This is a genomic window from Aquincola tertiaricarbonis (genome assembly GCF_000969605.1).
Classification (GTDB): Bacteria; Pseudomonadota; Gammaproteobacteria; order Burkholderiales; family Burkholderiaceae_C; genus Aquincola; species Aquincola tertiaricarbonis.
This window is the reverse complement of record NZ_JZUE01000017.1, coordinates 39,054-64,797: the sequence shown is the minus strand read 5'-3', so window position 1 is coordinate 64,797 and position 25,744 is coordinate 39,054. Positions and strand designations below refer to the sequence as shown.

14 protein-coding genes are annotated in these 25,744 nt (G+C 72.1%); 5 read left to right on the top strand and 9 right to left on the bottom strand.

All coding sequences use genetic code 11. The annotated features are described in order from the left end of the window. The first annotated feature begins 217 nt into the window (after nucleotides 1-217). Nucleotides 218-1,231, top strand: a complete 1,014-nt coding sequence (locus tag VO99_RS29020; RefSeq protein WP_052736447.1) for an alpha/beta hydrolase — start codon at nucleotides 218-220, stop codon at nucleotides 1,229-1,231. On the opposite strand, the gene VO99_RS29015 is transcribed toward VO99_RS29020, so the two are convergent. Genes VO99_RS29015 through VO99_RS18645 form a run of 4 tightly spaced genes read right to left on the bottom strand, consistent with a single transcriptional unit; the run spans nucleotide 1,168 to nucleotide 11,220 of the window. Then, the gene (locus VO99_RS29015) at nucleotides 1,168-5,031 is read right to left on the bottom strand and encodes an alpha/beta fold hydrolase (protein ID WP_083440732.1); all 3,864 of its coding nucleotides are present in this window, start codon (nucleotides 5,029-5,031) and stop codon (nucleotides 1,168-1,170) included. The genes VO99_RS29020 and VO99_RS29015 overlap by 64 nt on opposite strands. Then, nucleotides 5,028-6,506, bottom strand: coding sequence for a metallophosphoesterase (locus tag VO99_RS18655; protein WP_046114419.1), 1,479 nt, complete (start codon nucleotides 6,504-6,506; stop codon nucleotides 5,028-5,030). Before VO99_RS18655 ends, VO99_RS29015 begins: the two co-directional genes overlap by 4 nt. Then, nucleotides 6,503-7,723, bottom strand: coding sequence for a serine hydrolase domain-containing protein (locus VO99_RS18650; protein WP_046114418.1), 1,221 nt, complete (start codon nucleotides 7,721-7,723; stop codon nucleotides 6,503-6,505). The genes VO99_RS18655 and VO99_RS18650 overlap by 4 nt, the downstream gene beginning before the upstream one ends. Next, nucleotides 7,720-11,220 carry an AAA family ATPase gene (locus VO99_RS18645; protein WP_198156989.1) on the bottom strand — a complete coding sequence of 1,167 codons (3,501 nt, stop codon included), beginning with the start codon at nucleotides 11,218-11,220 and terminating at the stop codon, nucleotides 7,720-7,722. The genes VO99_RS18650 and VO99_RS18645 overlap by 4 nt, the downstream gene beginning before the upstream one ends. 168 nt (nucleotides 11,221-11,388) lie before the next feature. Between VO99_RS18645 and VO99_RS18640 the strand changes: the two genes are divergently transcribed. From VO99_RS18640 to VO99_RS18630, 3 genes are read left to right on the top strand one after another with little or no spacing between them, the layout of a single operon-like run. Then, a complete protein-coding gene (locus tag VO99_RS18640; RefSeq protein ID WP_046114416.1) occupies nucleotides 11,389-13,110 on the top strand; it encodes a M14 family zinc carboxypeptidase in 1,722 nt (573 codons plus the stop codon). Further along, nucleotides 13,110-15,293 (top strand): S9 family peptidase, encoded by a 2,184-nt coding sequence (locus VO99_RS18635; protein WP_046114415.1) that lies wholly within the window; start codon nucleotides 13,110-13,112, stop codon nucleotides 15,291-15,293. Before VO99_RS18640 ends, VO99_RS18635 begins: the two co-directional genes overlap by 1 nt. Then, entirely contained in the window at nucleotides 15,293-16,618 is a 1,326-nt protein-coding gene (locus VO99_RS18630) for a M64 family metallopeptidase (protein ID WP_046114414.1), read from the top strand. The genes VO99_RS18635 and VO99_RS18630 overlap by 1 nt, the downstream gene beginning before the upstream one ends. An 18-nt stretch (nucleotides 16,619-16,636) precedes the next feature. Here VO99_RS18630 and VO99_RS18625 read toward each other — a convergent pair whose 3' ends face one another. The 5 genes from VO99_RS18625 to ettA all read right to left on the bottom strand — a co-directional run bounded on the left by VO99_RS18625 (nucleotide 16,637) and on the right by ettA (nucleotide 23,054). Further along, the gene (locus VO99_RS18625) at nucleotides 16,637-17,188 is read right to left on the bottom strand and encodes a hypothetical protein (protein ID WP_046114413.1); all 552 of its coding nucleotides are present in this window, start codon (nucleotides 17,186-17,188) and stop codon (nucleotides 16,637-16,639) included. 88 nt (nucleotides 17,189-17,276) lie between these two features. Further along, complete coding sequence (locus VO99_RS18620; RefSeq protein WP_046114412.1) at nucleotides 17,277-18,062, bottom strand: LytR/AlgR family response regulator transcription factor; 786 nt, start codon at nucleotides 18,060-18,062, stop codon at nucleotides 17,277-17,279. Beyond that, entirely contained in the window at nucleotides 18,059-19,180 is a 1,122-nt protein-coding gene (locus VO99_RS18615; protein WP_052736446.1) for a sensor histidine kinase, read from the bottom strand. Before VO99_RS18615 ends, VO99_RS18620 begins: the two co-directional genes overlap by 4 nt. 101 nt (nucleotides 19,181-19,281) lie before the next feature. After that, nucleotides 19,282-21,246, bottom strand: coding sequence for a C1 family peptidase (locus VO99_RS18610; protein ID WP_046114411.1), 1,965 nt, complete (start codon nucleotides 21,244-21,246; stop codon nucleotides 19,282-19,284). 143 nt (nucleotides 21,247-21,389) lie between these two features. Continuing rightward, a complete protein-coding gene (gene ettA, locus VO99_RS18605) occupies nucleotides 21,390-23,054 on the bottom strand; it encodes an energy-dependent translational throttle protein EttA (RefSeq protein WP_046114410.1) in 1,665 nt (554 codons plus the stop codon). Nucleotides 23,055-24,157: 1,103 nt separating this feature from the next. Between ettA and VO99_RS18600 the strand changes: the two genes are divergently transcribed. Then, nucleotides 24,158-25,648 carry a DEAD/DEAH box helicase gene (locus tag VO99_RS18600; protein WP_046114409.1) on the top strand — a complete coding sequence of 497 codons (1,491 nt, stop codon included), beginning with the start codon at nucleotides 24,158-24,160 and terminating at the stop codon, nucleotides 25,646-25,648. Nucleotides 25,649-25,744: the final 96 nt, after the last annotated feature.

Genomic DNA, 25,744 nt, shown 5'->3' with positions numbered 1-25,744 from the left:
GGCGCGGGCTCCTCTCGTTGTGGCCGCAGTGTTTTGCGGTCGGCCCGGAGTCGTCCTTCAAACGCCTGAAGCCCGGGCTGAAGCGTGCTGAAAGCCGGCGCCCGGCCGGTGCCGGGGCTGCGGTTTCAGAAGGCTTCAGACGCGGCTTCAGCGCAATGAAGGACGGCCAGCGCGCCGCTGGCCACAGTGGCCTCCACTGTTCAAGCAGGAGGTCCCCATGCAATCCCCCGCCCTTCCTACCCTGGCCTGGCTGGCGCCCGACTGGCCGCTGCTCACCGTGCTGTGCGTGCTGCTGGTGGCGGTGGCGGCGCTGGTGGCCTATGCCGCGGCCTGCGCCGCGGTGGCCCAGCGCTTTACCCGCGCGCGCCGCAAGCGGCCGGACCTGCAGCAGCTGCATCCGCCGCTGCTGCAGGCGGCGGTGCGCTTTCCGGCGCGCGACGGCCGGGCCACGATCGAGGCCTGGTACCTGCCGGCCCGCCCGCAGGCCGGCGCAGTGGTCTTCGTGCATGGCAAGGACGCCTGCCGTGGCGACGAGCTGAAGTCCCCCAGCATGGCGCTGGCCCAGTCGCTGCGGGCGCGCGGGCTGTCGGTGCTGATGATCGACCTGCGCGGCCACGGCGACAGCAGCGATGCCCGGCTGACCTACAGCGAGCATGAGCGGCACGACGTGCTGGGCGCGGTGGACTACCTGCGTTCGCTCGGCTATGCGCCAGGGCGCATCGGCTTGCTGGGCGCCTCGCTGGGTGCGGCCACCGCGCTGCGCGCCGCGGCGGCCGAGCCGGCGGTGGGCGGCGTGGTGGCCGACACGCCGTTCGCCGACTTCGGCGCCATGGTGCGCACCCAGTTCCGCCGCCTGACCGGCCTGCCGCTGTGGTTCCTGCCTGGTGCGCTGCTGGTGGGGCGCCTGCTGTCAGGCGTGCATGCGCTGGCGGTGCGGCCGGTGGAGGACATGGCGCGGCTGCGCGGCCGCCCGGTGCTGGTGATCCATTCGATGCAGGACAGCTTCATCCCGCTGGCCCACGGCCGCATGATGGCGCGTGCCGCCGGCGCCCGGCTGTGGGTGACGCAGGCGCCGCGGCACATCGGCAGCTATGCCGCCATGGAGCACACCTACACCGCGGTGGTGAGCGACTTCTTCTGCCTGCACCTGCTGGGCAGCAGCATCGATCACGCCCGCTCGGCCAATGACGCGGGGCTCGCCGGCGACGCGGCCGCAGGGGTGGCGGCATGAGCGCCGGCACGTTCCGCAGCCAGCCGGTCGCCCCGCTCCAGTGCCTGCAGCAGCACCGGAAACACCTCGCGCGCCGCATCGCGGCCGACGAACAGGTCCATGTGCGCATAGGCATCGAACACATGGCGCGTGTAGAGCTGGGGGTCGTTGTGCGCACGCAGCCAGGCCAGGGTGCGCGCCGAGGTCTCCGGATAGAAGAGCCGGTTCTGCGCGCCCGCCACGAAGCTGATCGGCAGCGCCAGCCGCTGCACCGCGCCCGGCGCGCCCAGCCAGCTGTCGGCGCCCTGCGCATCCACCACCTGGCCGGCATTCATGATGAGTGCGAGCTGTTCGAATGGCTGCAGGGCGATACGGCCGAAGAGTTCCCGCATCGCCACATGCGTGGCATGGTCGAGCTGACCATGGGTGTATGAGGGCCCGAAGATCGAGAAGATGCGCTTGCACACCGGGTTGGTGCACTGCTCGCCTTCGGGCACGGGCACGTTCCACAGCACGGTGTCGATCTCGTAGTCCAGCTCGGTGGGCGGCTGGTTGCGGCTGACGATGTCGAAGCCCTGCTTGAACTCGCTCAGGCCTTGCAGCAGCCGCGGCAGGTCGAGGTCGGTCTTGAGGTAGCTCAGCCAGTCGGTCACCGGATGCAGCGTGAGCTGCGAGCTGACCACCGAGCGCACGCCCGGCATGCCGCCCAGCAGCGCCATCAGCAGGCTCATCGAGCCCACGCAGTGCACGATGGCCTGCAGGTCGCGGGCCCCGGTGGCCTGCAGGATGAAGGCCACCGCGGCCGGCCAGTCGTGGCGGGCGATGTCGTCGATGTCATAGGCGGCGATGGGGCTGCCGGAATCGGGGCTGGCGCGGTAGTCGAACAGCCAGACGTCATGGCCTCGCGCGCACAGGAACTCCACCAGGTTCTCGTCCACGGTGTCGATGGCGAACGACGACGCGGTGACCGAGAAGCCCGGCGCCAGCACCACCGGCCCGAGGCTGCCGCCGCGGTAGCGGGTCAGCTGCGCGGCGAAGCCGCCCGGCAGCGGCAGCGCATGGCGCTCGGGCGGCGGTGCCCGCAATGCCCGCCGCACACGTCGCGCGTCGTCCTGCGCAGGAAAGTTCTCCAGGTCGGCCAGCAGGCCGCCATAGGCGCGGAACAGCGTCTGGCCGAAGAAGCCGGCGAACTGCGCCAGGTACAGCCTCTGGATGGCGTTGCGCACGCCGGGATGGTCGTTCAGCAGCTCGCCCACCCAGCCCGGGCGCGGCGCCAGCTGGAACGAGGCAGCCTGCCAGGCCAGGTCTTCCAGGCCCAGCGTGAGCGTGCCCAGGGCCACCCGCGCGCCGTTGCCCGAAGGCTGGGCCGCATCCACCTCGTGCACCTGCACGAACAGCGTGGTCACGTCGGTCCAGGCGTTGGAGCCCGGCCGCTGGCGCAGCACCTTGTGGCCCTGGAAGTGCAGCGGCGTGCCGCCCTCGCGCGCCAGCTGCATGTCGTAGGTCATGGTCCAGGTGTCCACCTGGCGGGGGTCGATGGGCAGCAGCTGGAAGCGGCCGCGGCTGACGGTCATCGGCACCGGGCTGAGCGCCGGGCAGTGCACGCTGCCGGTGATGGCGGCGGCATGGGCCGGATCGTGCACCATCGTCCAGAGGTCGTCGGTGCGGATGGTCAGCCGGAAGTCCAACGTCTGGCCGTCGGCGCGTCCCCAGGCGGTGGCCAGGGCGTAGTCGGGCTCGCCGTCCAGGCCGGCCTCGGCGGCCAGCGGCTGGCCGGGCAGCGCCACGCAGGCCCAGCCCTGCATGGTCTCGGTGAACTGGAAGGTGGGCGACAGCAGCGTCGGGTCGTGCGCGATCACCTCCTTCAGCAACTTCTCGCCGACCGCGATGGCGCCCTCCTCCAGCGCCTGTTCCACCTCTTTTAGCAGGGCCTGCAGCCAGCCTTCCACGCCGCCGCCCAGCTGCTGCAGCCCCTGGCCCAGGCGCTGCAGCCAGCCCTCGTGCGGCGTGGAGGGCGCGGGCGCGGGGACCGGCGGCGCGGCCGGTGGCAGCGGCCCGCGGGCGGCCAGCGCCAGGTCCACGGTCCATCCCCGCTCGGCGGCCAGCAGCGCACACACCCGCTCGGCCAGCGCGCTGATGGTGAGCAGCGGATTCACGCCCGCCGGGCCGGGCAGCAGCGCGCCGTCGCACACGTACAGGCCCGGATGCACCTGGTTGCCGCCGGCGCCGGCATACACCTGGCCGCGGTCGTTGACCACGCCGCGGGCGGCGTCGTCGCCCATGCCGCAGCCGCCCACCGGATGCACCGTCACCAGCTGGTGGCCCATCGGCGCCGTCCACAGCGGATTGGGCACGAACTCGCCCTGCGTGGCGCGGCAGGCCTGCTGCAGCTGCGCGTTGTCGCGCGCGATGGCCGGGGACAGTCCGGCACCCGGCCAGTGGATGGCCAGGCGGTCGTCGTCCAGCGCCAGGCGGCCGGCGGCGTCGTCCACGCTCATCACCAGGTAGGTCTGGCTGCGGGCGGCCGGGCCGCTGTAGGCCAGCGCGGTCAGCTGCGTGGGGTCGTTCTGCACCGCCAGGCCGACGGTCTGCGCATCCTGCAGCCGCTGCTTCGCCTGCGCGGTGCCGTACTCGAAGAAGCCGCCGATCTGCGACTGCGCGAGGAAATAGCTGGCCGCGACCAGCGAGGCCAGCGGCCCGGGAATCACGCCCTCCTCGATGACCAGGCCCTGCGACGGGTCGGCGCTGCCGCGCAGGTCGATCAGGCCGGTGATGCAGGGCCCGGGCAGGTCGGCGGCGGCCAGGATGTTGCTGCCGGCGCCCACGCCGTTGATGTTGGCCCATGCGGGCGCGGCGCCCTCGGGCGCGGTGTTGCGCCAGTAGTTGTCGTAGCCGAAGGCCAGCACGTCGCCATTGCCGGAGAAGCGCTCGCCCAGCCGGCCGGACAGCGGCAGGCCCTTGTCGCGCGAGCGCAGCAGGATCTCGGTGCTGCCCAGCGCGCCTGCGCCCAGCATCACGATGTCGGCGGTGACCGAACGCGGCTCGGGCGCAGCACCGTGGTCGCCGCCGGCCAGGAAGTGCAGCCGCCAGCGGTCGCCGTCGCGCTCCACGTGGCTCACCTTGCACTGCGTGAAGATCGCCGCGCCGTGGTTGGCGGCATCGGGCAGGTAGTTCATCAGCGTGGTGTTCTTGGCACCGACGTTGCAGCCGCTGCAGCAGTCGCCGCACAGGGTGCACCGGGGTTGCGGCACGCCGAACGGATTGGTCTGGTCGACGAAGTTCACCGCGATGGGAGGCCGGCTGAAGGGCTGCTTCATGGCGCGGGCCGACATCTGCAGCGCATCCAGCTTGTTCAGCGGCGGCCAGTCGTCCGGGTAGGGCATGGGGTCCAGCATCTCGCGGGCCCGCCGGGCATACGGCGCCAGCAATCCGGGCTGGTCGCGGAACACCTGCGGCCAGGCCTCGGCGGCGAACAGGCGCTCGTCCATCTCCAGCGCCACGTTGGCATTGATGAGCGAGGTGCCGCCCAGGCCGCAGCCCACCACCGCATGCACCTCGGGATTCAGGTGCACGTGGTACAGGCCGTCGGCTCGGCCCAGGGTGCCGCGCGAGGTGCTGACCTGCATCTCGGCCTGGGCGCCGGCCAGGTCGCGGGGGTACTGGCCGGGCAGCAGCTCGCGCCCGCGTTCCAGCACGCACACCGATTGGCCGGCCCGCGCCAGCCGCGACGCCGCCACGCCGGCGCCATAGCCTGAACCCACCACCACCACGGTGTAGTGCGCGGCCATCCGGCCGATCGGCTGCGAGAGGCTTTTGATCATGACTGGCCCGGCGTGAAGAAGCGGTCGAGCAGGCGTTCGGCCTGCCGTTCGGCGGCGCTGCAGGCCGCCTGGGTGAACTGCTGCCAGGCGTCGGCCTGGGCCTCGATGGCGGCGGCCAGCGCTTCGCGCAGCGGATTGGCCTGCGGCCGGATGCCGGCCGCATCGGCCGCATGCACCGGCGCCATCACGCCATTGAGCGGGTCGTTGAACAGCCGCAGCGAGGCCACGTTCAAGGCCTCGTCGATCAGCACCGCCGCGGCGCCCTGGCTGCTGCCCATGGTGGGCTGGTCGATCACCCAGCCGCCGGTGTTGTACACGGCCACCGGCATGGCATAGCCCGGCACCGGCAGCTCGCGCTGCCAGGGCTTGTGGGTGTGGCCGTAGATGAAGCGGGTGGCGCCCACGCGCGGCGCCGCGCTGCCCAGGGCCTCGTCCAGCTGGCGCTTCAGCGGGCCGGCCAGGTACGCCACGAGCTGCTGCAGTCCGTCGCTGCTGATGACCTGGAGGTCGGCATCACGCTCGCTCTCGGCGGCGCGGCCCAGCGTCACGTCCAGCAGCGCGCGCAGCAGCTGCTCCACCGTCAGGCCCTTGACCGTCTGCGACTGGCCGCTGATGCCCAGCGTGGCCGACAGCAGCCGCACCGCCTCGTCACCCGCGCGCTGGGTAAAGCGGCGCGAGGCCGCCGCATCGCGCAGCACCTCGTACAGCGCCAGCGCGCCCTGGCCGGTGGCGCCGGCGCTGCCGAGGTCGGACCACAGGAAATCGACCCAGGGCCCGTTCTGCGCCTCGATGTCGGCCACCGTGGGCGGCGGCTTCTGCTGCCACAGCGCCTGGTTGAGCGAGGACATGGCGGTGTAGGTGCTGTCCACGTAATGGCCGTGGTGCATCAGCACGCAGCGGCCGCTGGCCTCGTGGAACAGGCCCAGGTTGGGATAGACGATGCTCACCGTGGCATCGGCCAGCTGCGGCTGGCGGCGCATCAGCCGGGTGAGCAGCTCGCTGGGCACCGGCGGCGTGGGGCCGCCGGCCAGCAGCGGCGTGGCCTGCACGAGGTCGGCCGGGGCGCTGTCCAGCGCCTGCAGGTACTGCCGGTCCTGCGCGATGCGCCACAGGTGGTGGTCGTGGTTGCCCGGCACGCACAGCACGTGCGGGCTGAACACCGCCGGTGCACCGGCCGGGTACAGCGCCTCGATGAAGCGCTGGAAGCCGGCGGCGGTGTCGCCCATGGGGGACAGGCCCATGTCCAGCACGTCGCCCAGCAGCACCAGCGTGGTGGGCGGGCTGCCGGGCGTGGCGGTCTGCAGCGCGGCCACCGTCTGCCGCAAGGCCTGGCCGAAGGCCACCAGCGTGGCGCTGGCGGTGGACGGGTCGGGCCGGCCATCGTCGTCACTGTGGGTCAGCAGGCTGTAGGCCGCGCCCAGGTGCAGGTCGGACAGGCACAGGTAGCGCGGGCCGGGCGGCGGTACATCGCTCATCGGGGGTTCTCCATCCCGGCCCGCGCGGCGCAGGCCATCACCGCATCGCGGACCGGCTTCTCGCGTGGGTCGTTCCACTTGTACAGGCCCAGCTTGCGCGTGACGTAGGCGTAGCCCAGGCCCAGGGCCGGATCGGCGAAGGCGAAGGAGCCGCCCACCGCGAAGGTGCCGAAGGCGGCCGGCGTGCTGCCGAAGTCCAGCCATCGGGACGGCTTTTCCAGGCCCAGCGAATACACCAGGCCGGTCTTGAGCACCCGGTCGCGCCAGCCGCGACGCGGCGGCGGCGGCGCCGCGGCCAGGGCCTGCAGCACCTGCGGCCGCAGGCCCAGCCGCTGCCCACCGGTGGCGAACTCGTGGTAGACGGTGGCCAGCCCGGTGGCCGAGCCGATGCCGCCCGCGCCGCCGTTCTCGATCGGCCACCAGGCCGGCGCATCCAGCGCGCCCGGGCCGCGCCACAGCAGCGGGTTGTTCAGCGCGCGGAAGGTCAGGCACCACGGCCACAGCATGCCCAGCACCATCAGCGGCGGCAGCGTGTCCAGCGCCAGCAGCATGCGCCAGGGCGCGAAGCCCTGGATGCGCGCCAGCCGCGCCCGGTCCACCGAAGGCGGCAGGCCGATGTGGAAGTCGGCGCCCAGCGGCTGGGCGATCTCGTCGGCGAAGAAGCGGCCCAGCGTGCGGCGGCGTGCATCGGTGCGGCGGATCAGCTCGCTGGCCAGCCAGCCGATGCTGTAGGCATGGTTGCCGGCCCATTCGCCGGGCGGCCAGTTGGGCGCCTGCGCCGCCAGCGCGGCGGCCAGGGTGTTCTGGTCGCCCATGTTGGCCAGGGTGAGCTTCAGGTCCATGGCGGCCAGCCCGCCCTGCTCCGACAGCAGCTGGCCGATGGTGATGTGCTGCTTGCCCTGCGCCGCGAACTCGGGCCACACCTCGGCCACCGGCTGCTCGTACGAGAACATGCCGCGGGAGACGGCCAGCGCCGCGGCCAGGCCGGTCATGCCCTTGGTGAGCGAATACACCAGCAGCAGCGTGTCGGGCTGCCAGGCCTGGGTGTCTGCGTCATCCGTATGGCCACCGCGCAGCGACACCACGGTGCGTCCCTGCAGCAGCACGGTGCAGGCGGCGCCGGTCTCGCCGTGGCGGGCGAAGGCCTGCTCGAAGGCGGCGCGCACCGGCTCGAAGCCCGGCGCCACCTCGCCGGTGATGGGCGGCGGCGGCCTCACGAGGCGGCCACCAGCTGGCGCACCCGCTGCAGCAGCGGCGTGGGCGGCGCCTGGCGCAGGCTGTCCAGCACCGGGCCCAGCAGCCGCGGCGCATCGTGCAGCCGGCCAGCCTGGCGCAGCGCCTGGGCCATCTCCAGCGCGATGTTGAGCTGCAGCAGCTGCGCCTGCCGCCCGCGCGCCAGCGCCAGCGCCTGGGCGAAGCCTTCCATCGCGCCTTCGGCCCCGGTGGCCAGCAGCAGCGTGGCGCGGGCGCTTTCCAGCTGCGGCTCGAACAGGTGCACGCCGCCGTGCTGCAGCGCGTCGTGGGCGGCCTGCCAGTGGGCCTGTGCCACGTCGGGCCGGCCGGCCTGCAGGCTGGCCCGTAACAGCACCAGGTGGTAGGGAATGCGCAGCAGGTTCACCCCGGCGGCCATCACCGCCTCGGCGGCGCTGCGAAAGCGCGCCAGCGCGGCGGCGGCCTGCGCCGGGTCGGTCAGCATCACCATCGCGCCGTTGACCTGCGACAGCGACAGCCAGTGGCCGAACGCATGCCGGCGCGCCAGTTCCTCCAGCACCTGGGCCTGCAGCTGCGCCCGCGGGCCGTCGCCATGCATCAGGTAGAAGGTGCTGAGGTAGAAGGTGGCGAAGGCCATGGAGCCCGGATGCGCCATTTCGGTGGCCTGCCGCTGGGCCGACAGGCAGGCCTGCTCGGCGGCCTCGGCCTCGCCCAGGGCATTCAGCGCCTGGCCGAGGAAGCTGCCGGCCATCACCGACGGCGAGGCGCCGTAGGCCTGCGCCAGGGCGGCCTCGGCCTCGGGCTCCTGCAGCTGCAGGGCGGCCAGCAGCGCATCGCGTGCCGGTGCGTGGCGGCCGCGGAAATGCAGCACGATGCCCAGCGCGGTGTGCGCCGCCAGCAGCCGGTGGCGCTCGCCGCTGTGGCGGGCCATGGCCAGCAGCTGGTCGGCCATGGCCTCGGCCTCGGCCATCAGCGCGCGGTTGTAGTAGTAGCGCCAGAGCATCCAGCTGGCGGCGAAGCGCGAGGCCATCGGGCCGCCCTGCTGGCTGAGGGCGCGCGCCCGCTCGCAGGTGTGCACCAGCAGCGGCTCGGCATAGCCATGCAGCAGCGTCAGCGAATGGCCCAGGGCCACATGCGCATCCAGCAGGCGGCCGGTGGTGTCGTCGATGGCGTCGGCGCCCTGCTCCATCAGGTCGATGGCGGCCTGCAGGTGGCGCGCCGCCACCGCATGCGTGGCCTGGCGGGCCGCCTTGGCACCGGCACGCAGGGAATAGACGATGGCCTTTTCCCGGTCGTGACCGTTGACGAAGTGGTAGGCCAGCAGCTCCAGCTGCTCGTCCAGCCGGCCGGCCTGGCGTGCCTCCAGCAGCCGGCCGACGCGGTCGTGCAGGTCGCGGCGCTGGCGCTGCAGCAGGCTGTCGTAGGCGACCACCTGGCTCAGCGCATGGCGGAAGCGGTAGCCGGGCTCGGGCACCACGCGCGTGGGCTGCACCAGGGCGGCCGTCACCAGGGCGGACAGCGCCGGCGCCACCTGCGCGGCATCGGGCACCAGGGCCTGCAGCTCGCCCAGGGTGAAGTCGCGGCCGATCACCGCGGCCTGCCGCGCCACCGCCTGCACCTCGGGCGGCAGCGCATCCAGCCGGGCCTGGATCACCGCCTCGATGGTGCTGGGCAGCGACACCGCCTGCAGCGGCCCGCGCGCGGCCAGGGTGCCGTCGGCCCGCCGCTGCAGCACGCCCTGCTGCAGCAGCGCGCGGCACAGCTCCTCCACGAAGAACGGATTGCCCTCGCTGCGCTCATGCAGCACCGCCGTGATGTCCTCCGGCACCGCGCTGGCCTGGCACACGCTGCGCACCACGGCGGCGGTCTGCCCGCGCTGCAGCGGCCGCAGGCCCAGCTGGCTGCAGTGCACATGGCGCGACCAGCCCAGCACCGCCTGCGGCCGGGCCGTCACCACCAGCAGGATGCGCTGGCTGGCCACCACCTCCACCAGCTGCTCCATCACCTCGGCCGAGGCCTCGTCGGCCCAGTGCCAGTCATCGAACAGCAGCACCAGCGGCGCCGACTGCGCCGCCACGGTGATGGCGGCCACCAGCGACTGGCCCAGCGCATGCCGGCGCGCATGGCCTTCCAGCGTGGACGGCAGCGCATGGACGGGGCTGGCGATGGACAGCAGATGCAGCAGCTGGGGCAGCCAGGGCTCCAGCCCGGCGTCGATGGCCAGCAGCCGCTGCACCGCCTGGTCGTGCAGCGCGTCCGGCGGCACATCGGCCAGGCGCAGCACGCTGCGCAGCAGCTGGATGAAGGGCAGGAAGGCCCCCAGCCGGCCCTGGGGCGAGCAGCGGGCGGCCAGCACCGTGGCTTCGTGCGGCTCGATGCGGCTGCGGAACTCATGCACCAGCCGGCTCTTGCCAAAGCCGGCGTCGGCCACGATGTGCACCGCATGGCCGCCGCCGCCATGCCGGGCCTCGTCCAGCCAGCCGCGCAGTGCGTCCAGCTCGTCGGCCCGGCCCACCAGCGGCGTGAAGCCGCGCAGCATCGCGGCGTCGATGCGGCTGTCGGTGCCGGTGCGCTGGCCCAGGCGCCAGGCGGGCGTGGCGGGCTCGGCAGGCGACGGCTCGGTGGCGAAAGGCGCATGCGGCTCGGCGGCTTCCAGCGGGTCGGGCACCAGGGGATGCAGGTTGAACCAGGGCGCCAGCCGCTGCTGCGTCTGCTCGCACACCGCCACCTCGTGGCGCGGCACCGCGGCGGCCAGCGCATGGGCCAGCGGCGGCAGCGTGCCGGCCAGGCGCCAGCCCGCGGGCGCGGCCACCGGCGTGGCCACCACGCTGCCATGGGCGATGCCGATGCGCGCGCCCAGCGGCACGGCGGCCTGCCGGCCGCGGGCCTGCACCTCGGCGGCCAGCTCCAGCGCGGCCTCGGCAGCCTGCAGCACGTCGTCCTCCTGCGCGGCAGGCAGGCCAAAGAGGCATTCAAAGCCCTGCATGTCCAGCCGCGACAGCAGGCCCCCGCGGTTGTCGGCGATGGCCAGCAGGGCCTGCTGCAGCGCGCCCAGCAGCTCATCCAGTGCCTCCGGCCCGTCGCGCCGCAGCAGCCGGTGCAGGCCTTCGAAGCGCCCGGCCACCAACGTGACCGACCGTCGCTGCGCCACGCCCGCGGGCGCCTGGCGCAAGGGCATCGGCGCAGGATCGACGGCGGGCGGCGCCGGCTGCACCGGCAGGGCGAAGCGGTAGCCCTGGCCGGGAATGGTGGCGATGGCCTTGACGCCCAGCGCGCGGCGCAAGGCGGAGATCTGTACCTGGAGGTTGTTGTCCTCGACCACCAGGCCGGGCCAGACCTGGTCCATCAGCTCGTCCTTGCGGACGAGCTCGCCCGCCCGTTCGACCAGCAGGCACAAGACATCGAATGCCCGCGAACCCAGCGAGAGGGGTTGACCCTGAGCCAACAACAACCGCTCGACGGGACGCAGCTCGAAGTGCGAAAAACGCACGGGGTTGAGCATCGCACCATCCTCTGAAGGGATGCGGGACTGTATCTGTTTGTGATAGGCGTGGGCTGGGTCATCTGGGGGCCTTGCGCAAGAACAGCCGACGGCCCACGCCACGAGGAGACCCCCACTCCGTCCCCTAAACTGATTCGCACAGTTTCGGCAACGCCGCATGAGGCAGCGATGAGCAGTGAATGGACAACGCCCTTCGAACAGGGCAACGGCAACCAGACCAGCACCTGGCGGCAGTGCATCGACTTCCACCAGCGCCTGGCCCAGGCCTTTCCGCAATGGCTGAGGTTCGAGGTGGTCGGGCAGTCCGATGGGGGCGTGCCGATCCATCTCGGCGTGTTTTCCACCGACGGGGTCTTCGACCCGCTGGCCGTGCAGGCCGCAGGCCGCACCGTCTTCTTCAACAACAACGGCATCCACCCCGGCGAGCCCGAAGGCATCGACGCCTGCATGGCCATGGTGCGCGACCTGTGCACCGACGAAGCCAGGCGCCAGGCGCTGGGCAGCACGGTGCTGATCTACATCCCGGTCTACAACGTCGACGGCGCGCTGAACCGCCAGGACACCAGCCGCGTCAACCAGGCGGGGCCGGAGGCCTTCGGCTTCCGCGGCAATGCGCGGCACCTGGACCTGAACCGCGACTTCATCAAGGCCGACAGCGCCAACGCACGAACCTTCGCCCGCGTGTTCACCCGCTGGGACCCGGACGTGATGGTCGACACCCACACCTCCAACGGCGCCGACTACCAGCACGTGGTCACGCTCATCCCGACCCAGCCCGACAAGCTCGGCGGCCTGCTGGGCACGCACCTGCGCGAGCGCATGCTGCCGGCGCTGTATGCCGACATGGCGACGCGCGGCTTCCCGATGTGCCCCTACGTGAACCCGGTGCGCGAGATTCCTGACGACGGCATCGCCGACTTCCTGGACACGCCGCGCTTTTCCACCGGCTACGCGGCGCTGCACCACACCATCGGCTTCATGCCCGAGACGCACATGCTCAAGCCCTTCGCCGAGCGCTACCACGGCACCCGGGCGCTGGTGGAAAGCGCGCTGGCCTACACCGTGGCGCACGGGGCGGCCGTGCGCGCGGCCCGCGCCGCCGACCGGGCCGCGGTGTCCGCCGGCGCGGTGGTGCCGCTGGCCTGGCAGCTGGACACCCAGCGCAGCACGCCCTTCCGCTTCAGCGGCTTCAAGGCGGTGCACGAGTCCAGCCGGCTGGGCAGCTACCAGCGGCTGCGCTACGACCGCAGCGCGCCCTGGCAGGCCGACATCCCCTACTTCGACCGCTACACCGCCACCGCCAGCACCACGCCGCCGCGCGCCTATGTGCTGCCGCAGGCCTGGCACGACGTGGCCCAGCGGCTGCAGGCGCACGGCGTGCGGCTGCAGCGGGTGGCGCGTGCGCAGACGGTGGCCGCCGAGGCCTACCGCGTCCCGCATTTCCGCAAGCGGCCGCTGCCCTTCGAAGGCCGGCACCTGCATGACGAGCTGGCCGTGCAGGCCGAGCCGCTGCAGGCCGCGCTGGCGGCCGGCGACTGGGTGGTGATGCTGGGCACGCCGCACGACCGCTTCGTGATCGAGACACTGGAGCCGCTGGGCATGGACAGCTTCTTCCGCTGGGGCTTCTTCGACAGCGTGCTCGACAAGAAGGAAACCTTCAGCGACTACGTGTTCGAGGACGAGGCCGAGCGCCTGCTGGCTGAGGAGCCCGGCCTGCGCGAGCGCTTCGAGGCCTGGAAGGCCGAGCATCCCGCGCAGCTGTCCGATCCGCAGGCGGTGCTGGGCTTCATCTTCCTGAACGCTCGCCGCTATGCCGAGCCGGAATGGCGCCGCTGTCCCGTGCTGCGCCTGCCCGAGCTGCCCGCCCAACTCTTCCAACCGGAGGCCTGATGAGCCGACCGATCCTGCCCGACGACTTCATTCCCGTCAGCTCGCCGGCCGCGCCTTCGGTGCACGGCCCGGTGTTCAGCGCCGATGGCCGGCGCATCGCCTTCCTGCAGCGGCACGGCGGGCCCGACACGCTGGGCCTGTTCGTGCACGACCGCGACAGCGGCAGCACCCGGCTGCGCCTGTCCGCCGACGACCTGCCGCCCGCCCCGATGACGCTGGCCGAGGAACTGGCGCGCGAGCGGGCACGCCAGCGCTTCTCGGGCATCACCCACGCCCGCTGGCTGCCGGGCACCGGCGTGCTGTGGTGCATGTTGTCCAACCGGCTGGTGCTGCTGCCCGCTGAAGGCGACGCCGCACCGGTGGTGTACGGCCACCCCGACTACATCGAGGCCGCCACCGCCGCCGCCCTGCCCGGCGGCCAGGCCATCACCTTCAGCGCCGGCGGCAACCTCTGGCGCATCGCCGTCACCGACGGCGGCAGCCGCTTCGGCGAGCCGCGCCGGCTGACCGACGATGGCAGCGACACCGTGCTCAACGGCATTCCCGATGCGATGACCCGCGAGGAGATCTTCAACGGCGCGGCCTTCGCCGCCGCCAGCGAAGGCCGGCTGCTGGTGTGGGCCCGCTTCGACACCAGCGAGGTGGAACGCATCGACGTCGGCAATGGCGCGCAGACCCGCGTCGAGGCCACGCGTTATGCCCGCCCCGGCGGCGCGGTGGCCGTGTTCAGCATCGAAAGCCTGTCGCTGGACGATGCCGCCAGCCGCCGCACGCTGCTGCCGGCCGATGCCCAATGGCCCTACTTCCGCGGCCTGGCCGACTGGGGCCCGGACACGCTGCTGCTGACCCGCCTGTCCCGCGACCAGACGCGGCTGCAATTCCTGTTGCTGGACCTGGCCGCCGGCAGCATCCGCGAGCTGCTGATGCAGAAGCAGGCGCCGTGGATCAATGCCATCGCGCCGCCGATGCGCCGCGGCGACGGCAGCTTCTTCCTGATCCACGAGAACACCGGCATCGGCCGTGTCGGGCTGCATGACGCGCAGGGCCGCTGGCAGCAGGACATCGGCGACGACACGGTGGGCCATGTGGACGGACTCGTCGGCCTGGCCGGCGATGGCCTGTACTTCACCGCCACCGGGCCGGATGCGCGGGAGCACCATGTGTTCCATGCCGCGCCGGCCGACGGCTGGCAGTGCCACCGCCGCACCCATGCGCCCGGCGTGCACGGCGCCACGCTGGCGCCCGACGGCCAGCACTGGCTGCATGCCTTCGAATCGATGGACGCCGCGCCGTCGCTGGTGCTGGAAGGCATCGGCGGCGGCCCCGCCGAGCACCGCTTTGCCGCCGATACCGCGCCCGGCTGGCTGGCCGGCGTGCGGCCGCCGGTGCTGCACGAGGTGGTGGCCGCCGATGGCCGCACCCCGCTGCATGCCGCCGTGTACGAGCCCGACGCCGGCCTGCCCGGCCTGCGCCCGGTGGTGCTGCTGGTGTATGGCGGCCCGCACCTGCAGGCGGTGCGCAATGCGTGGGCGATGACGGTGGACATGCGCGCCCAGTACCTGGCGCAGCGGGGCTTCTACGTGGTGAAGGTGGACAACCGCGGCGCCTCCGGCCGCGGCATCAACTTCGAGCTGCCGGTGTACGGCCGACTGGGCCAGGTGGAGGTGGACGACCAGGCCACCGCGCTGGAACAGCTGCTGCCGCGCCTGCCGCGCGCCGACCGCACCCGCGTGGCAGCCTGCGGCTGGAGCTACGGCGGCTACATGACGCTGCGCTGCCTGCAGCGCCGGCCCGACCTGTTCCGCGCCGGCGTGGCCGGTGCGCCGGTGGTCAACTGGGAGGACTACGACGCGCCCTACACCGAGCGCTACATGGGCACGCCGCTGCCGCTGCCCACCTTCGCCACCACCAATGCCGAGGGCTACGAGGCCGGCAGCGTGCTGCGCGGCGAAGGCCAGGTGCAGGGTGCGCTGCTGCTGATCCACGGCATGAACGACGAGAACGTGCTGCTGCGCCACAGCGCCGCGCTGATGGAGGACCTGGCCCGACGCCGCGTGCCCTACGAGCTGCTGCTGCTGCCCGGCGAGCGCCACGGCGTGCGCTCGGCCACCCAGCGGCCCTACCTGGAGCTGCGCATCGCCGACTTCCTGCACCGCGTGCTGGACAAGGACGAGGTGCGCTGATGGCCTGGGCCGACCCCGCGCCGACGCCGGCCCTGCGGCTGGACCTGTGGCATGCCGGCAGCCAGTCGGACGAGCGCTATGAACTGGCGCTGGCCGCGCGCTCCGGCGTGGCCGATGCCCACCGCAGCGGCCAGCTCGACATCCGCGGCACCTACCGCTGGACACTGCTGCGACCCGACGGCAGCGTGGCCGCCTCGCGGGGGTATTCCGCGCTGTTCGAGGAATGGCAGAGCACCGTGGCGGGCGATCCACAGCCGCGGGAAGGCCGCTTCGCCGAATCGCATGTGGTGCCCTGGCTGCCCGACGGCCTGCTGCGGCTGGAGCGCCGCGTGGCCGGCGACCGGTTCCGCAGCCTGTTCGAGCTGCGCCTGCCGGCCCTCGATGCGCCGCTGCCGGACGTGCCGGCCTGCGCCAGCCGGCGGCTGCATGAGCTGGACAACCCGGCCGAAGGCGCCGACGGCGTGCGCCTGCTGCTGGTGTCCGAAGGTTATGCAGCCGACGAGGAAGCCCGCTTCCTGGCCGCCGCCCGCCGCGCCCGCCAGGTGCTGCTGTCCACCGATCCCTTCAGCGCCCATGCACAGCGGCTGCGTTTTTCCGCGGTGTTCGTGCCCAGCCCGGTCTCCGGCATCCCGGCCACGCCGGAAGGCGCCGGCCGCACCGCCTTCGGCACCAGCTACGGCACGCTGGGCATGGCGCGTTATGCGGTGGCCACCGACCTGCATGCGCTGGGCCGTGCGACCGAGGGCCTGGCCCATGCCAGCGTGGTGGTGCTGGCCAATGCGGACGTGTATGGCGGCAGCGGCATCTTCAACTGCAACTGCCTGGTGGCCGCGCACATGGACGATGCCGACTTCGGCTACGTGCTGCCGCACGAGCTGGGCCATTCGCTGGCCGGGCTCGGCGACGAGTACTTCGGCAAGCAGGTGACCTACGACACCAACGGCGCCGACGCCTGGCAGCCCTGGGAGCCCAACGTCTCGCCGATGGATTCGCAGGGCCGGGTCAAGTGGTCGGCGCGGGTGGGGCCGGAAGTGCCGGTGCCCACGCCCTGGCAGCATGCGGAGTACCTGCGGCTGATGGGCCTGCCGCTGCAGCCCAGCGACGATCCGGCGGCCCTGCCGGTCGCGGTGGTGCGCGAGCAGGTGGCCGCGCTGCTGGCGGCCGAGCCCTGGGCCGGCCGGCTGGGCGTGTTCGAAGGCGCGCGCTACCTGGCGCGCGGGCTGTACCGGCCCGAGGCCGATTGCCGCATGTTCACCCGCGGCGCCACGCGCTTTTGCACCATCTGCCGCGAGACGATGGCGGCGGTGCTGTCCGCCAGCGGCTGAAGCGCCGGCGGCCGCTGGCTACTTGCGCACGTTGTCCAGCGCCACCGGCACGACGAAGCCGCGCTCGACCGCCCGCGCCTCGTACATCGCGGCATAGATCGGCTGGCCGGTGCGGCGGTAGTGCAGCGCCAGCTCGTAGCTGGCGCCCTCGTGGCCCAGGGCGGCCGCGAATTGCAGCCAGCCCTCGTAGCGGTTCTGCTCGCCGGGCAGGCCGCGGTAGTGGCGGGCCAGGCGGTGCGCGGCCTCGCGGTCGCCGCGGGCGGCGCGGTGCAGCTCGTCCTGCAGCGCATCGCCGTCGGCGCAGAAGGCGCTGCGGTGCAGCCGCACATCGCGCCGCTGCAGCGCCTGCATCGCCAGCTCCGCGCCCGCGCGCTCGGAGCGCAGCCGCTGGCCCTGCGGATCGTCGGGATGCTGGCGCAGGAAGGCTTCCACCCCGCGCACCACGTCGGCCGGCCAGCGGGTGGCCTCGGGCGACGCGGCGGCGCCGCAGTCGGCCTGGGCCGGGGCGGCCAGGCACAGCGCCAGCCACAGCGGCAGCAGTCGGAAAGGGAAAGGAAGGGGCATGCGCATGGAAGACCTCGCTTCCAGCCATGTCGGCCGCCGCCGCCGCGGGTGTAGCGCCGCGGCGCCAACTAATGCGCGCCGGCCGGCGCCATGCTCACATCTGGCGGAACACGTGCAGGTAGCTGCGGCTGACCGGCAGGCGTTCCGGCCGGCCCTTGAGCAGCACGTCGGCGGTGTCGTTGGCGCCGCGCACCACCTGCGCCACATGGTGCAGGTTGACGATGACCGAGCGGTGGATCTGCACGAAGCGGTCGGGGTCCAGCTCGTCGGCCAGCTCGCGGATGCTGCGGCGGATCAGCGCATCGCCCCCCTGCCAGGCCACCAGCGTGTACTTCTCGTCCGAGCGGAGGTACTGCACCTCGTCCACCGGAATCAGCCTGACGGTGCTGCCCACCGAGGCCTTGATCCACTGCAGCCAGCGCGGCACCGCCGGCGCGCGCTGCTGCAGCGCGGCGGCCAGCCGGTCCAGCAGCGGCGCCACGTCGGGCGCCGGCTGGTCCGGCTGCCGCTGCAGGCGCTCGCGCAGGCGCTGCACCGTGTCGGCCAGCCGCGCCTCGTTGAAGGGCTTGACCAGGTAGTCCACCGCGCCCTGCTCGAAGGCCTGCACCGCGTACTGCTCATAGGCGGTGACGAACACCAGGTGCGCCCGGCGGCCGATCTGCCGCGCCGCCTCGATGCCGTCCACGCCGGGCATGTGCACGTCCAGGAACACCACCTGCGGCAGGTGCTGCTCGAACAGCGCGACCGCCTCGCGCCCGTTGCGCGCCTGGGCCAGCACCTGCAGCTCGGGCCAGGCCCGCGCCAGGTGCGCGGCCAGGTGCTCGCGCAGCAGCGGCTCGTCGTCGGCGATGAGCGCAGTGGCGGCGGTGCCGGCCGTCATGGCGCCGCCTCGGCAGGCAGGTGGATCTCGGCATCGACACCCTGCGGCTGGCGCGCGGCCAGATGCAGCCGCGCGGCATCGCCGTACATCGCCTGAAGCCGGGCGCGCAGGTTGGCCAGGCCGGTGCCGGCCGGCGCGGCGCCGCTGCCTTCCGCGGGCAGGCCGACGCCGGTGTCGCGCACCGCCAGGCACAGGCCGCCGGCGGCATCGCGCTGCGCCTGCACCAGCACCTCGCCGCCGTCCTCGCCGGGGTCGATGCCGTGGCGCACCGCGTTCTCGACCAGCGTCAGCAGCGCCATCGGCGGGAAGCGCAGCGGGGCCAGCGACGGATCGGCCTCCACCCGCCACTGCAGCCGGTCGGGCATGCGCATCTGCATCAGCGCCAGGTAGGCCTGCACCCGGGCCAGCTCGTCGCCCAGCGTGGGCCTGGCATCGTGGAAACGCGGGATGGTGGCGCGCAGGTAGTCGATCAGCGTCTGCAGCACCGGTGCCGCGCGCGGCGAGCCGCTTTCCACCAGCGCCTGCACATTGGCCAGGGTGTTGAACAGGAAATGCGGCTCGATCTGCGACTGCAGCAGCGCCAGCCGGGCATCGGCAGCCTGGCGCTCCAGCGTCTCGCGCTCCAGCGCGAACTGCAGCGCCTGGCTGCGGGCCTGGGCATCCCGCTCGCGGTACATGGCGCCCAGCGCCAGCACCAGGCCGAGCACCAGCCCGGTGCCGGCAATCCAGCTGAAGCCGGCCACCACGCCCGGGTTGTCGAACAGCACCAGCACGTTGCCGCCCACGTACAGCAGGTAGATGCAGGCGGTGGCCAGCGGCGCGGCCAGCACGATGGCCGCCAGCTGCAGCAGCCAGCGCGGCATCCAGGCCGGCAACCGGTGCACCGGCAGGCGGCCGGCGGCATGGAAGGCCAGCAGCAGCACCATGGCCAGGAACAGCGTGCGGCCCAGCACCACCGGGAACGGCGGCATGAACAGCGGATTGAGCAGCGCCGCCACCACCACGGCCATCGCCACGGCCATGGCCACGCTGCGCAGGGTGAGCTGGCCCAGCAGCGAAGGCCAGGGCGGCGTTGCGCCCGGCGCAGGGCCGGTGTCGGGCGGCGGCGGTACGGTCATGCCGCGACGATAGCGCCATGCCGCACCGCTTCGGCCGGCCGCCGCACCGGCCATGCGACGGGCCGCGGTTTGCGGGGGCCGGCCGGCGGCTGGCGGGCGGCTCAGCGGCCCTGGATGAACTTCAGCACGCGCTCGGCCGTCAGCTTGTCGTTGTCGAAGGCGCCGTGGGTGGTGGCCGCGCTGACGGTGCCGGGCGCAAACACCAGCGAGGTGTTGGGCCACTGCCTGGCCGGCTCGCGAACGTCGCGCTCCATGCCCAGGATGGGCGTGGTGGCACCGCCTTCGAAGGATTCACGCACCAGGTACAGCAGCGAGCGGCGGTACGGGCCGCAGGTGGAGTCGTCCTCCTCGGCGCGGTCGGTCAGGCTGAACTGCTGGTAGCGGGCCACCTGGCCGCTGCGCAGCAGGGGCACCATCAGCTGCTCGAAGGTGTCCAGCCGCACCGCCGGCGCCATGAAGTTCACCGACTCGAAGCGCATGCCCTGCTCGGCCAGCCGGTGGATGAGGAAGGTGCCGGCAATGGCCCCGGCCGAATGGCCGATGAAATGCATGCGCACCTTCTTGTTGGTCACCGCCTTCGAGAAGTGCTGCCACAGCAGCACCGCGCCGGCCTGCTGGTCGTCGGGCACGCCTTCGCGGTACAGGCTGATGAGGTTGGCGTTCTCCTTCATCTCGCCCCAGATGGCGGTGCCCGGCCGCGCCAGCAGCCGCTCCAGCCGCTGGTTCCACCAGCGCTCCAGGCCGCCGGCCACCTTGGGCGCGCCGCCCACCGCATCGCGCAGCATGGCGCCCAGCGTCTCCATGAAGCCGGTCTCCCACATCAGGAAGACGGGGAAGATGCGCCGGTCGTAGAGCATCGGCACCCACTGCGCGGCGATCTCGGCGCCCGACTTCTCGCTGACCAGCCCGCCGTGGGCATACAGGCACACGTCGATCACGTCGTCCTGCAGGCCCCAGGCCTCGCGCGCGCGCGTCAGCTGGATGTCGGCGATGGCTCGCACGTCGTCCGGGGTGGTGCGGAACTCGCCGCTGTTGGACAGCGCCCCGTTGTTGCCCATGTTGATGATGAAGGGCGCCAGCTCCCGGTTGCGCAGCACCTCGCTCTGCGCCAGCGCCACCTTGCCGCGGTGGTCCAGCCGCAGCGTGGCGGTGCGGGCCAGCTCGCGGTGGTCCTGGGTGACCACGCCCAGCTGCACCACCCAGCAGTCCATCGCGTTCTTCAGCCAGTCGTCGTAGGTGAGGATGGCGTAGCCGTGCGAGCCCCACTCCGGCCCCCAGGAGTTCTGCAGCAGGAAGCCACGCTCGTTGTAGCCCACCAGCACGAAGGCATGGCCGGCATGGGCGGCCCAGCCGGGCTCGACCGGGATGGTCCACACCTCGTCGAAGCTGCTGGGGCGCTCGGCCATCAGCGGCTGCTGCATGCCCTGGTCCCAGCCGGCATGGCAGCCGCAGCTCACGAACAGGATGCCGGCCTCGTTCAGCGCCGCATGCATGTCGGTGATCTGCGACGGCGTGATGCGGTAGTAGGCGCCCAGCGGCCGGCGCACTGCGTCGAACCACCAGTCACGCTCGATGTCGTCGGCCGCGGGCGGCATCTCCAGCGCGGGGAACAGGTCGAGCGCACAGGCGCCATGCTTGAACCAGCCCTTGAGCGCGCCGCGCAGGCTGGAGCCCTCGTCGGCCACCGAGCCGGGGAATTCGTCGTAGCGACGCGCCATGGAATACAGCATGTAGGGCGAGACCAGCGGCTCCAGCTCGCGCTTGGAAGCGCGCAGCGCATGCTCGGCCACCGCCGACAGCGCGAAGCCGGTGCAGGCATTGGTGTCGCCCTGGTTCTTGATCGGCAGCGCGATCTTCGGAAACAGCGTGGGCGCCGGGCACATCGAGATGGCCGGCATGAACAGCCGGTCGCGGAAGTCGATGGCATCGGGCCGGGCGCTGAGCTTCCAGGCCGGCGGCCTGGGCTTGGCACGCGGCTTGGCGGGCTTGCCGGGCTTGGCTGGCTTGGCGGGGGACTGGGCGGCTGTTGCGGCGGCTGTTGCGGCGGTGCTCTTCTTCGTGACCATGGACGGGCGCTCCGGTGGGGGGCAGGCATCCTCCGGCGCGGCGCAGGCGCGGTCAATCCCAACGATGCCCAGCGGCGCCATGCAAACGGCCCGCACGAGGCGGGCCGTCATTCGGTGCAGCGCGCAGGCCGCGGCTTACCGGCTTACTTCAGCGCCTTGTAGCGCAGGCGGTGCGGGCGGGCGCCCTCTTCGCCCAGGCGCTTCTTCTTGTCGGCCTCGTACTCCTGGTAGTTGCCGTCGAAGAACACCCACTTCGAGTCGCCTTCGGCGGCCAGGATGTGGGTGGCGATGCGGTCCAGGAACCAGCGGTCATGGCTGATCACCATCACGGAGCCGGCGAACTCCAGCAGCGCGTCTTCCAGCGCGCGCAGGGTTTCCACGTCCAGGTCGTTCGACGGTTCGTCGAGCATCAGCACGTTGCCGCCCTGGGCCAGCGTCTTGGCCAGGTGCAGCCGGCCGCGCTCACCGCCCGACAGGTTCTTCACCAGCTTCTGCTGGTCGTTGCCCTTGAAGTTGAAGCGGCCGATGTAGGCGCGCGAAGGCATCACGAACTTGCCGACGACGATGTTGTCCAGCCCGCCCGAGACGTCTTCCCACACCGTCTTCTCGCCTTCCAGCGATTCCCGGCTCTGGTCGACGAAGGCCATCTTCACCGTGCGGCCGATGCTCACCGTGCCGCTGTCGGGCTGCTCCTTGCCGGCAATCAGGCGGAACAGCGTGGACTTGCCCGCGCCGTTGGGGCCGATGATGCCGACGATGGCGCCCGCGGGCACCTTGAAGCTCAGGTCGTCGATCAGCACCCGGTCGCCGAAGCTCTTGGTGACGTTATTGAACTCGATGACCTCATGGCCCAGGCGCTCGGCCACGGGAATGAAGATCTCGTTCGTCTCGTTGCGCTTCTGGTATTCGACGTCGCTCAGTTCCTCGAAGCGGGCCAGGCGCGCCTTGCTCTTGGCCTGGCGGCCCTTGGCGTTCTTGCGCACCCATTCCAGCTCGATCTTCATCGCCTTAGTGCGGGCGTCCTCGGTGCGCTGTTCCAGCTCCAGGCGCTTTTCCTTCTGCTCCAGCCAGGTGGAGTAGTTGCCCTGGTAGGGGATGCCGCGGCCGCGGTCCAGCTCCAGGATCCACTCGGCCGCGTTGTCCAGGAAGTAGCGATCGTGGGTGATGGCCACCACGGTGCCCGGGAAGCGCGACAGGAACTGCTCCAGCCAGTCGACCGATTCGGCGTCCAGGTGGTTGGTGGGCTCGTCGAGCAGCAGCATGTCGGGCTTGCTCAGCAGCAGCCGGCACAGCGCCACGCGGCGCTTCTCGCCGCCCGAGAGCTTGCCGATGACGGCGTCCCACGGCGGCAGGCGCAGCGCGTCGGCGGCGATCTCCATCACCAGCTCGGTGTTCTCGCTGCCGGCCGCGGCGATGATGGCTTCCAGCTCGGCCTGCTCGGCGGCCAGCTTGTCGAAGTCGGCATCGGGCTCGGCGTATTCGGCATACACCTGGTCCAGGCGGGCCTTGGCCGCCAGCACGCCGCCGATGCCCTGCTCTACCGCTTCGCGCACGGTCTGGTCGGGGTCCAGCTGCGGCTCCTGCGGCAGGTAGCCGATCTTCAGGTCGGGCATCGCGACGGCTTCGCCCTCGATGTCCTTGTCGATGCCGGCCATGATCTTCAGCAGCGTGGACTTGCCCGAGCCGTTGAGGCCAAGCACGCCGATCTTGGCGCCGGGGAAGAAGGAGAGCGAGACGTCCTTCAGGATCTGCCGCTTCGGCGGCACGATCTTGCCGACGCGGTTCATGGTGAAAACGTACTGGGCCATGTGTTCTGCAGTGCAGTCTGTGGCGCACCCGACGAGGGGCGCCGAAGCACGCATTATCCCTGCCGGGCGGTATTTCTCGGCAGGTTGGGCGGGTATCGGTCTTGGTGACGCTTGACGGGGCGCGGCTTGTCGTTCTTGCGCAGCGGGGGACTTGCTGGGTGTGAGCAGTTTGCGCAGGGCCGTGCGGGCCGACCCGGGGGCTTAGCTTCCGCGGTCGGTGCTGCGCACCGACTGCCCGGCGCTGCTCACGCCGGTGGCCCGCGGCCCAACTCGCCTTCGTTCGCTTCGCTCACTGCGGCTCAAACAGTCGGCCGCAAGTCAGTTCACGAGGCGCGCTGCGCGCGCGGCCACCGGCGCTGCGCTGCTCGGCGCTCCACATGCGCCCCCGGGCCGGCCCGCACGGCCCTGCGCAAATGTCGCAGCGGTGGTGTTGTGCATGGAGGTGCCTTGCAACGGCGCCGCCGTCCGCGACGACCGTGCTGCGCTGGCGCCGTCGGCCTTGGCACGGCAGAGCGTGCTGGGCTGCGGGGCGGTTGCAGCAGCCTCTCCGCACAGCAGAGAAGAGCCGCGCGGGGGGCGGTGCCCGGTGGGGCGATTTGTGGGGTGGCGAGGAGCGCAGTGCCGAGGTCGGCGCGCTTCAGCGCGCTTCGTGAACTGACTCGCGGCCGACTGTTTGAGCGGCAGTGAGCGAAGCGAACGAAAGCGAGTTGGGCCGCGCGACCTCGGCGCGAGCACCGCAGCGGAGTCCGGCCCGCAGGGCCGGACCACCCCAGCATGAGCCCCGCCGGGCACCGCCCCCCGCGTGGCGGCCGAACAAGAACAGCACCTGCGGCCTCCGCCCCCGCATACAGGCCGAACAAGAACAGCACCTGCGGCCTCTGCCCAACCCCGCACGGCGGTCGAACAAACAAGCACTGACACCCCGGCCAGACCCGCGCAACGGCCTTGACGAGCCACCCCGTACAATGGCGCAGCGGCCTCGCTTCCAGTCACGAGGCCGCAGTCGATTCCGACGTTCCATACCTACCTCCCCGCCTTCCGACTGGTGCCCTCCTTCCGCGAGCGGCAGCAGGCAGGTACTCCCGCAACGTGCGGGCTCCTAGATGACCTTCGACCAACTCGGCCTCGCCGAGCCGATCCTCCGTGCCGTGCTCGAACATGGCTATACAACTCCCACGCCGATCCAGGCCCAGGCGATTCCCATCGTGCTGTCGGGCAGCGACCTGCTGGGCGGCGCCCAGACCGGCACCGGCAAGACCGCCGGCTTCACGCTGCCGCTGCTGCATCGCCTGATGGACAAGCCCGCCGCGCGCGACGCCCGCGGCCGCGTGCCGGTGCGCGGCCTCATCCTCACGCCCACGCGTGAGCTGGCCGCCCAGGTGGAAGAAAGCGTCCGCACCTACGGCAAGTACAGCAAGCTCACCAGCATGGTGATGTTCGGCGGCGTGGGCATGCAGCCGCAGGTCGACAAGCTGCGCCGCGGCGTCGACATCCTGGTGGCCACGCCCGGCCGCCTGCTCGACCACCACCAGCAGGGCACGCTGGACCTGAGCAAGGTCGAGATCTTCGTGCTCGACGAAGCCGACCGCATGCTGGACATGGGCTTCATCCACGACATCAAGAAGGTGCTGGCCGTGCTGCCGCAGAGCAAGCAGAGCCTGCTGTTCTCGGCCACCTTCAGCGACGACATCAAGGCCCTGGCCGACCGCCTGCTGAACAAGCCGGCGCTGGTGGAGGTGGCCCGCCGCAACGCCACCGCCGACACCATCGCGCAGAAGGTGCATCCGGTGGGCCGCGACCGCAAGAAGGAGCTGCTGGCGCACCTGATCAAGAGCGAGGACTGGCACCAGGTGCTGGTGTTCACGCGCATGAAGCACGGTGCCAACCGGCTGACCGAGTACCTGAACGACCAGGGCATCAGCGCCATGGCCATCCACGGCAACAAGAGCCAGGGCGCGCGCACCAAGGCGCTGGCCGACTTCAAGTCGGGCGACCTGACCTGCCTGGTGGCCACCGACATCGCGGCACGCGGCATCGACATCGACCAGCTGCCGCACGTGGTGAACTACGAGCTGCCCAACGTGCCCGAGGACTACGTGCACCGCATCGGCCGCACCGGCCGCGCCGGTGCGCAGGGCGAGGCGGTGTCCCTGGTGTGCCTGGACGAGGAACTCTTCCTCGCCGACATCGAGAAGCTGATCAAGCGCAGCATCCCGCGCGAGACGGTGCCGGGCTTCGACGTGCCGGCCGGCGAGCGGGCCGAGCCCATCGTGCTGGGCCGCATGACCATCGGCGTCGGTGCGCCGCGCGGCGGCAGCCGGGGCGGTCGCCCGGGCGGCGGCGGTGGTGGTGGTGGCCGGGCCGGCGGTGGCCGTCCGGCCGATTCGCGAGGCGGTGAGCCGCGGCGTGCCGGGTCGTCCGGCGGCGGTGGCGGTAACCATGCACCCCGCGCGGCCCACGGCGGCGGCGGCGGCAATGGGGGTGGTGGCGGCGGCGGTGGCAACCGTGCCGGCGGCCAGCCCGCCCGGCGTGGCGGTGGCGGTGGCGGCGGAGGCTCGTCCAACGGCCCGCGGCTGACGCAACCCAAGCGCTGAACCCCGGCAGCGGCCGGCATCCCCCAGGGACGCCGGCCGCTGCCGCTTGCATCCTGACGCGCCTCGTCACAGCTCTGCCGGCCAACGGTGGTTAAG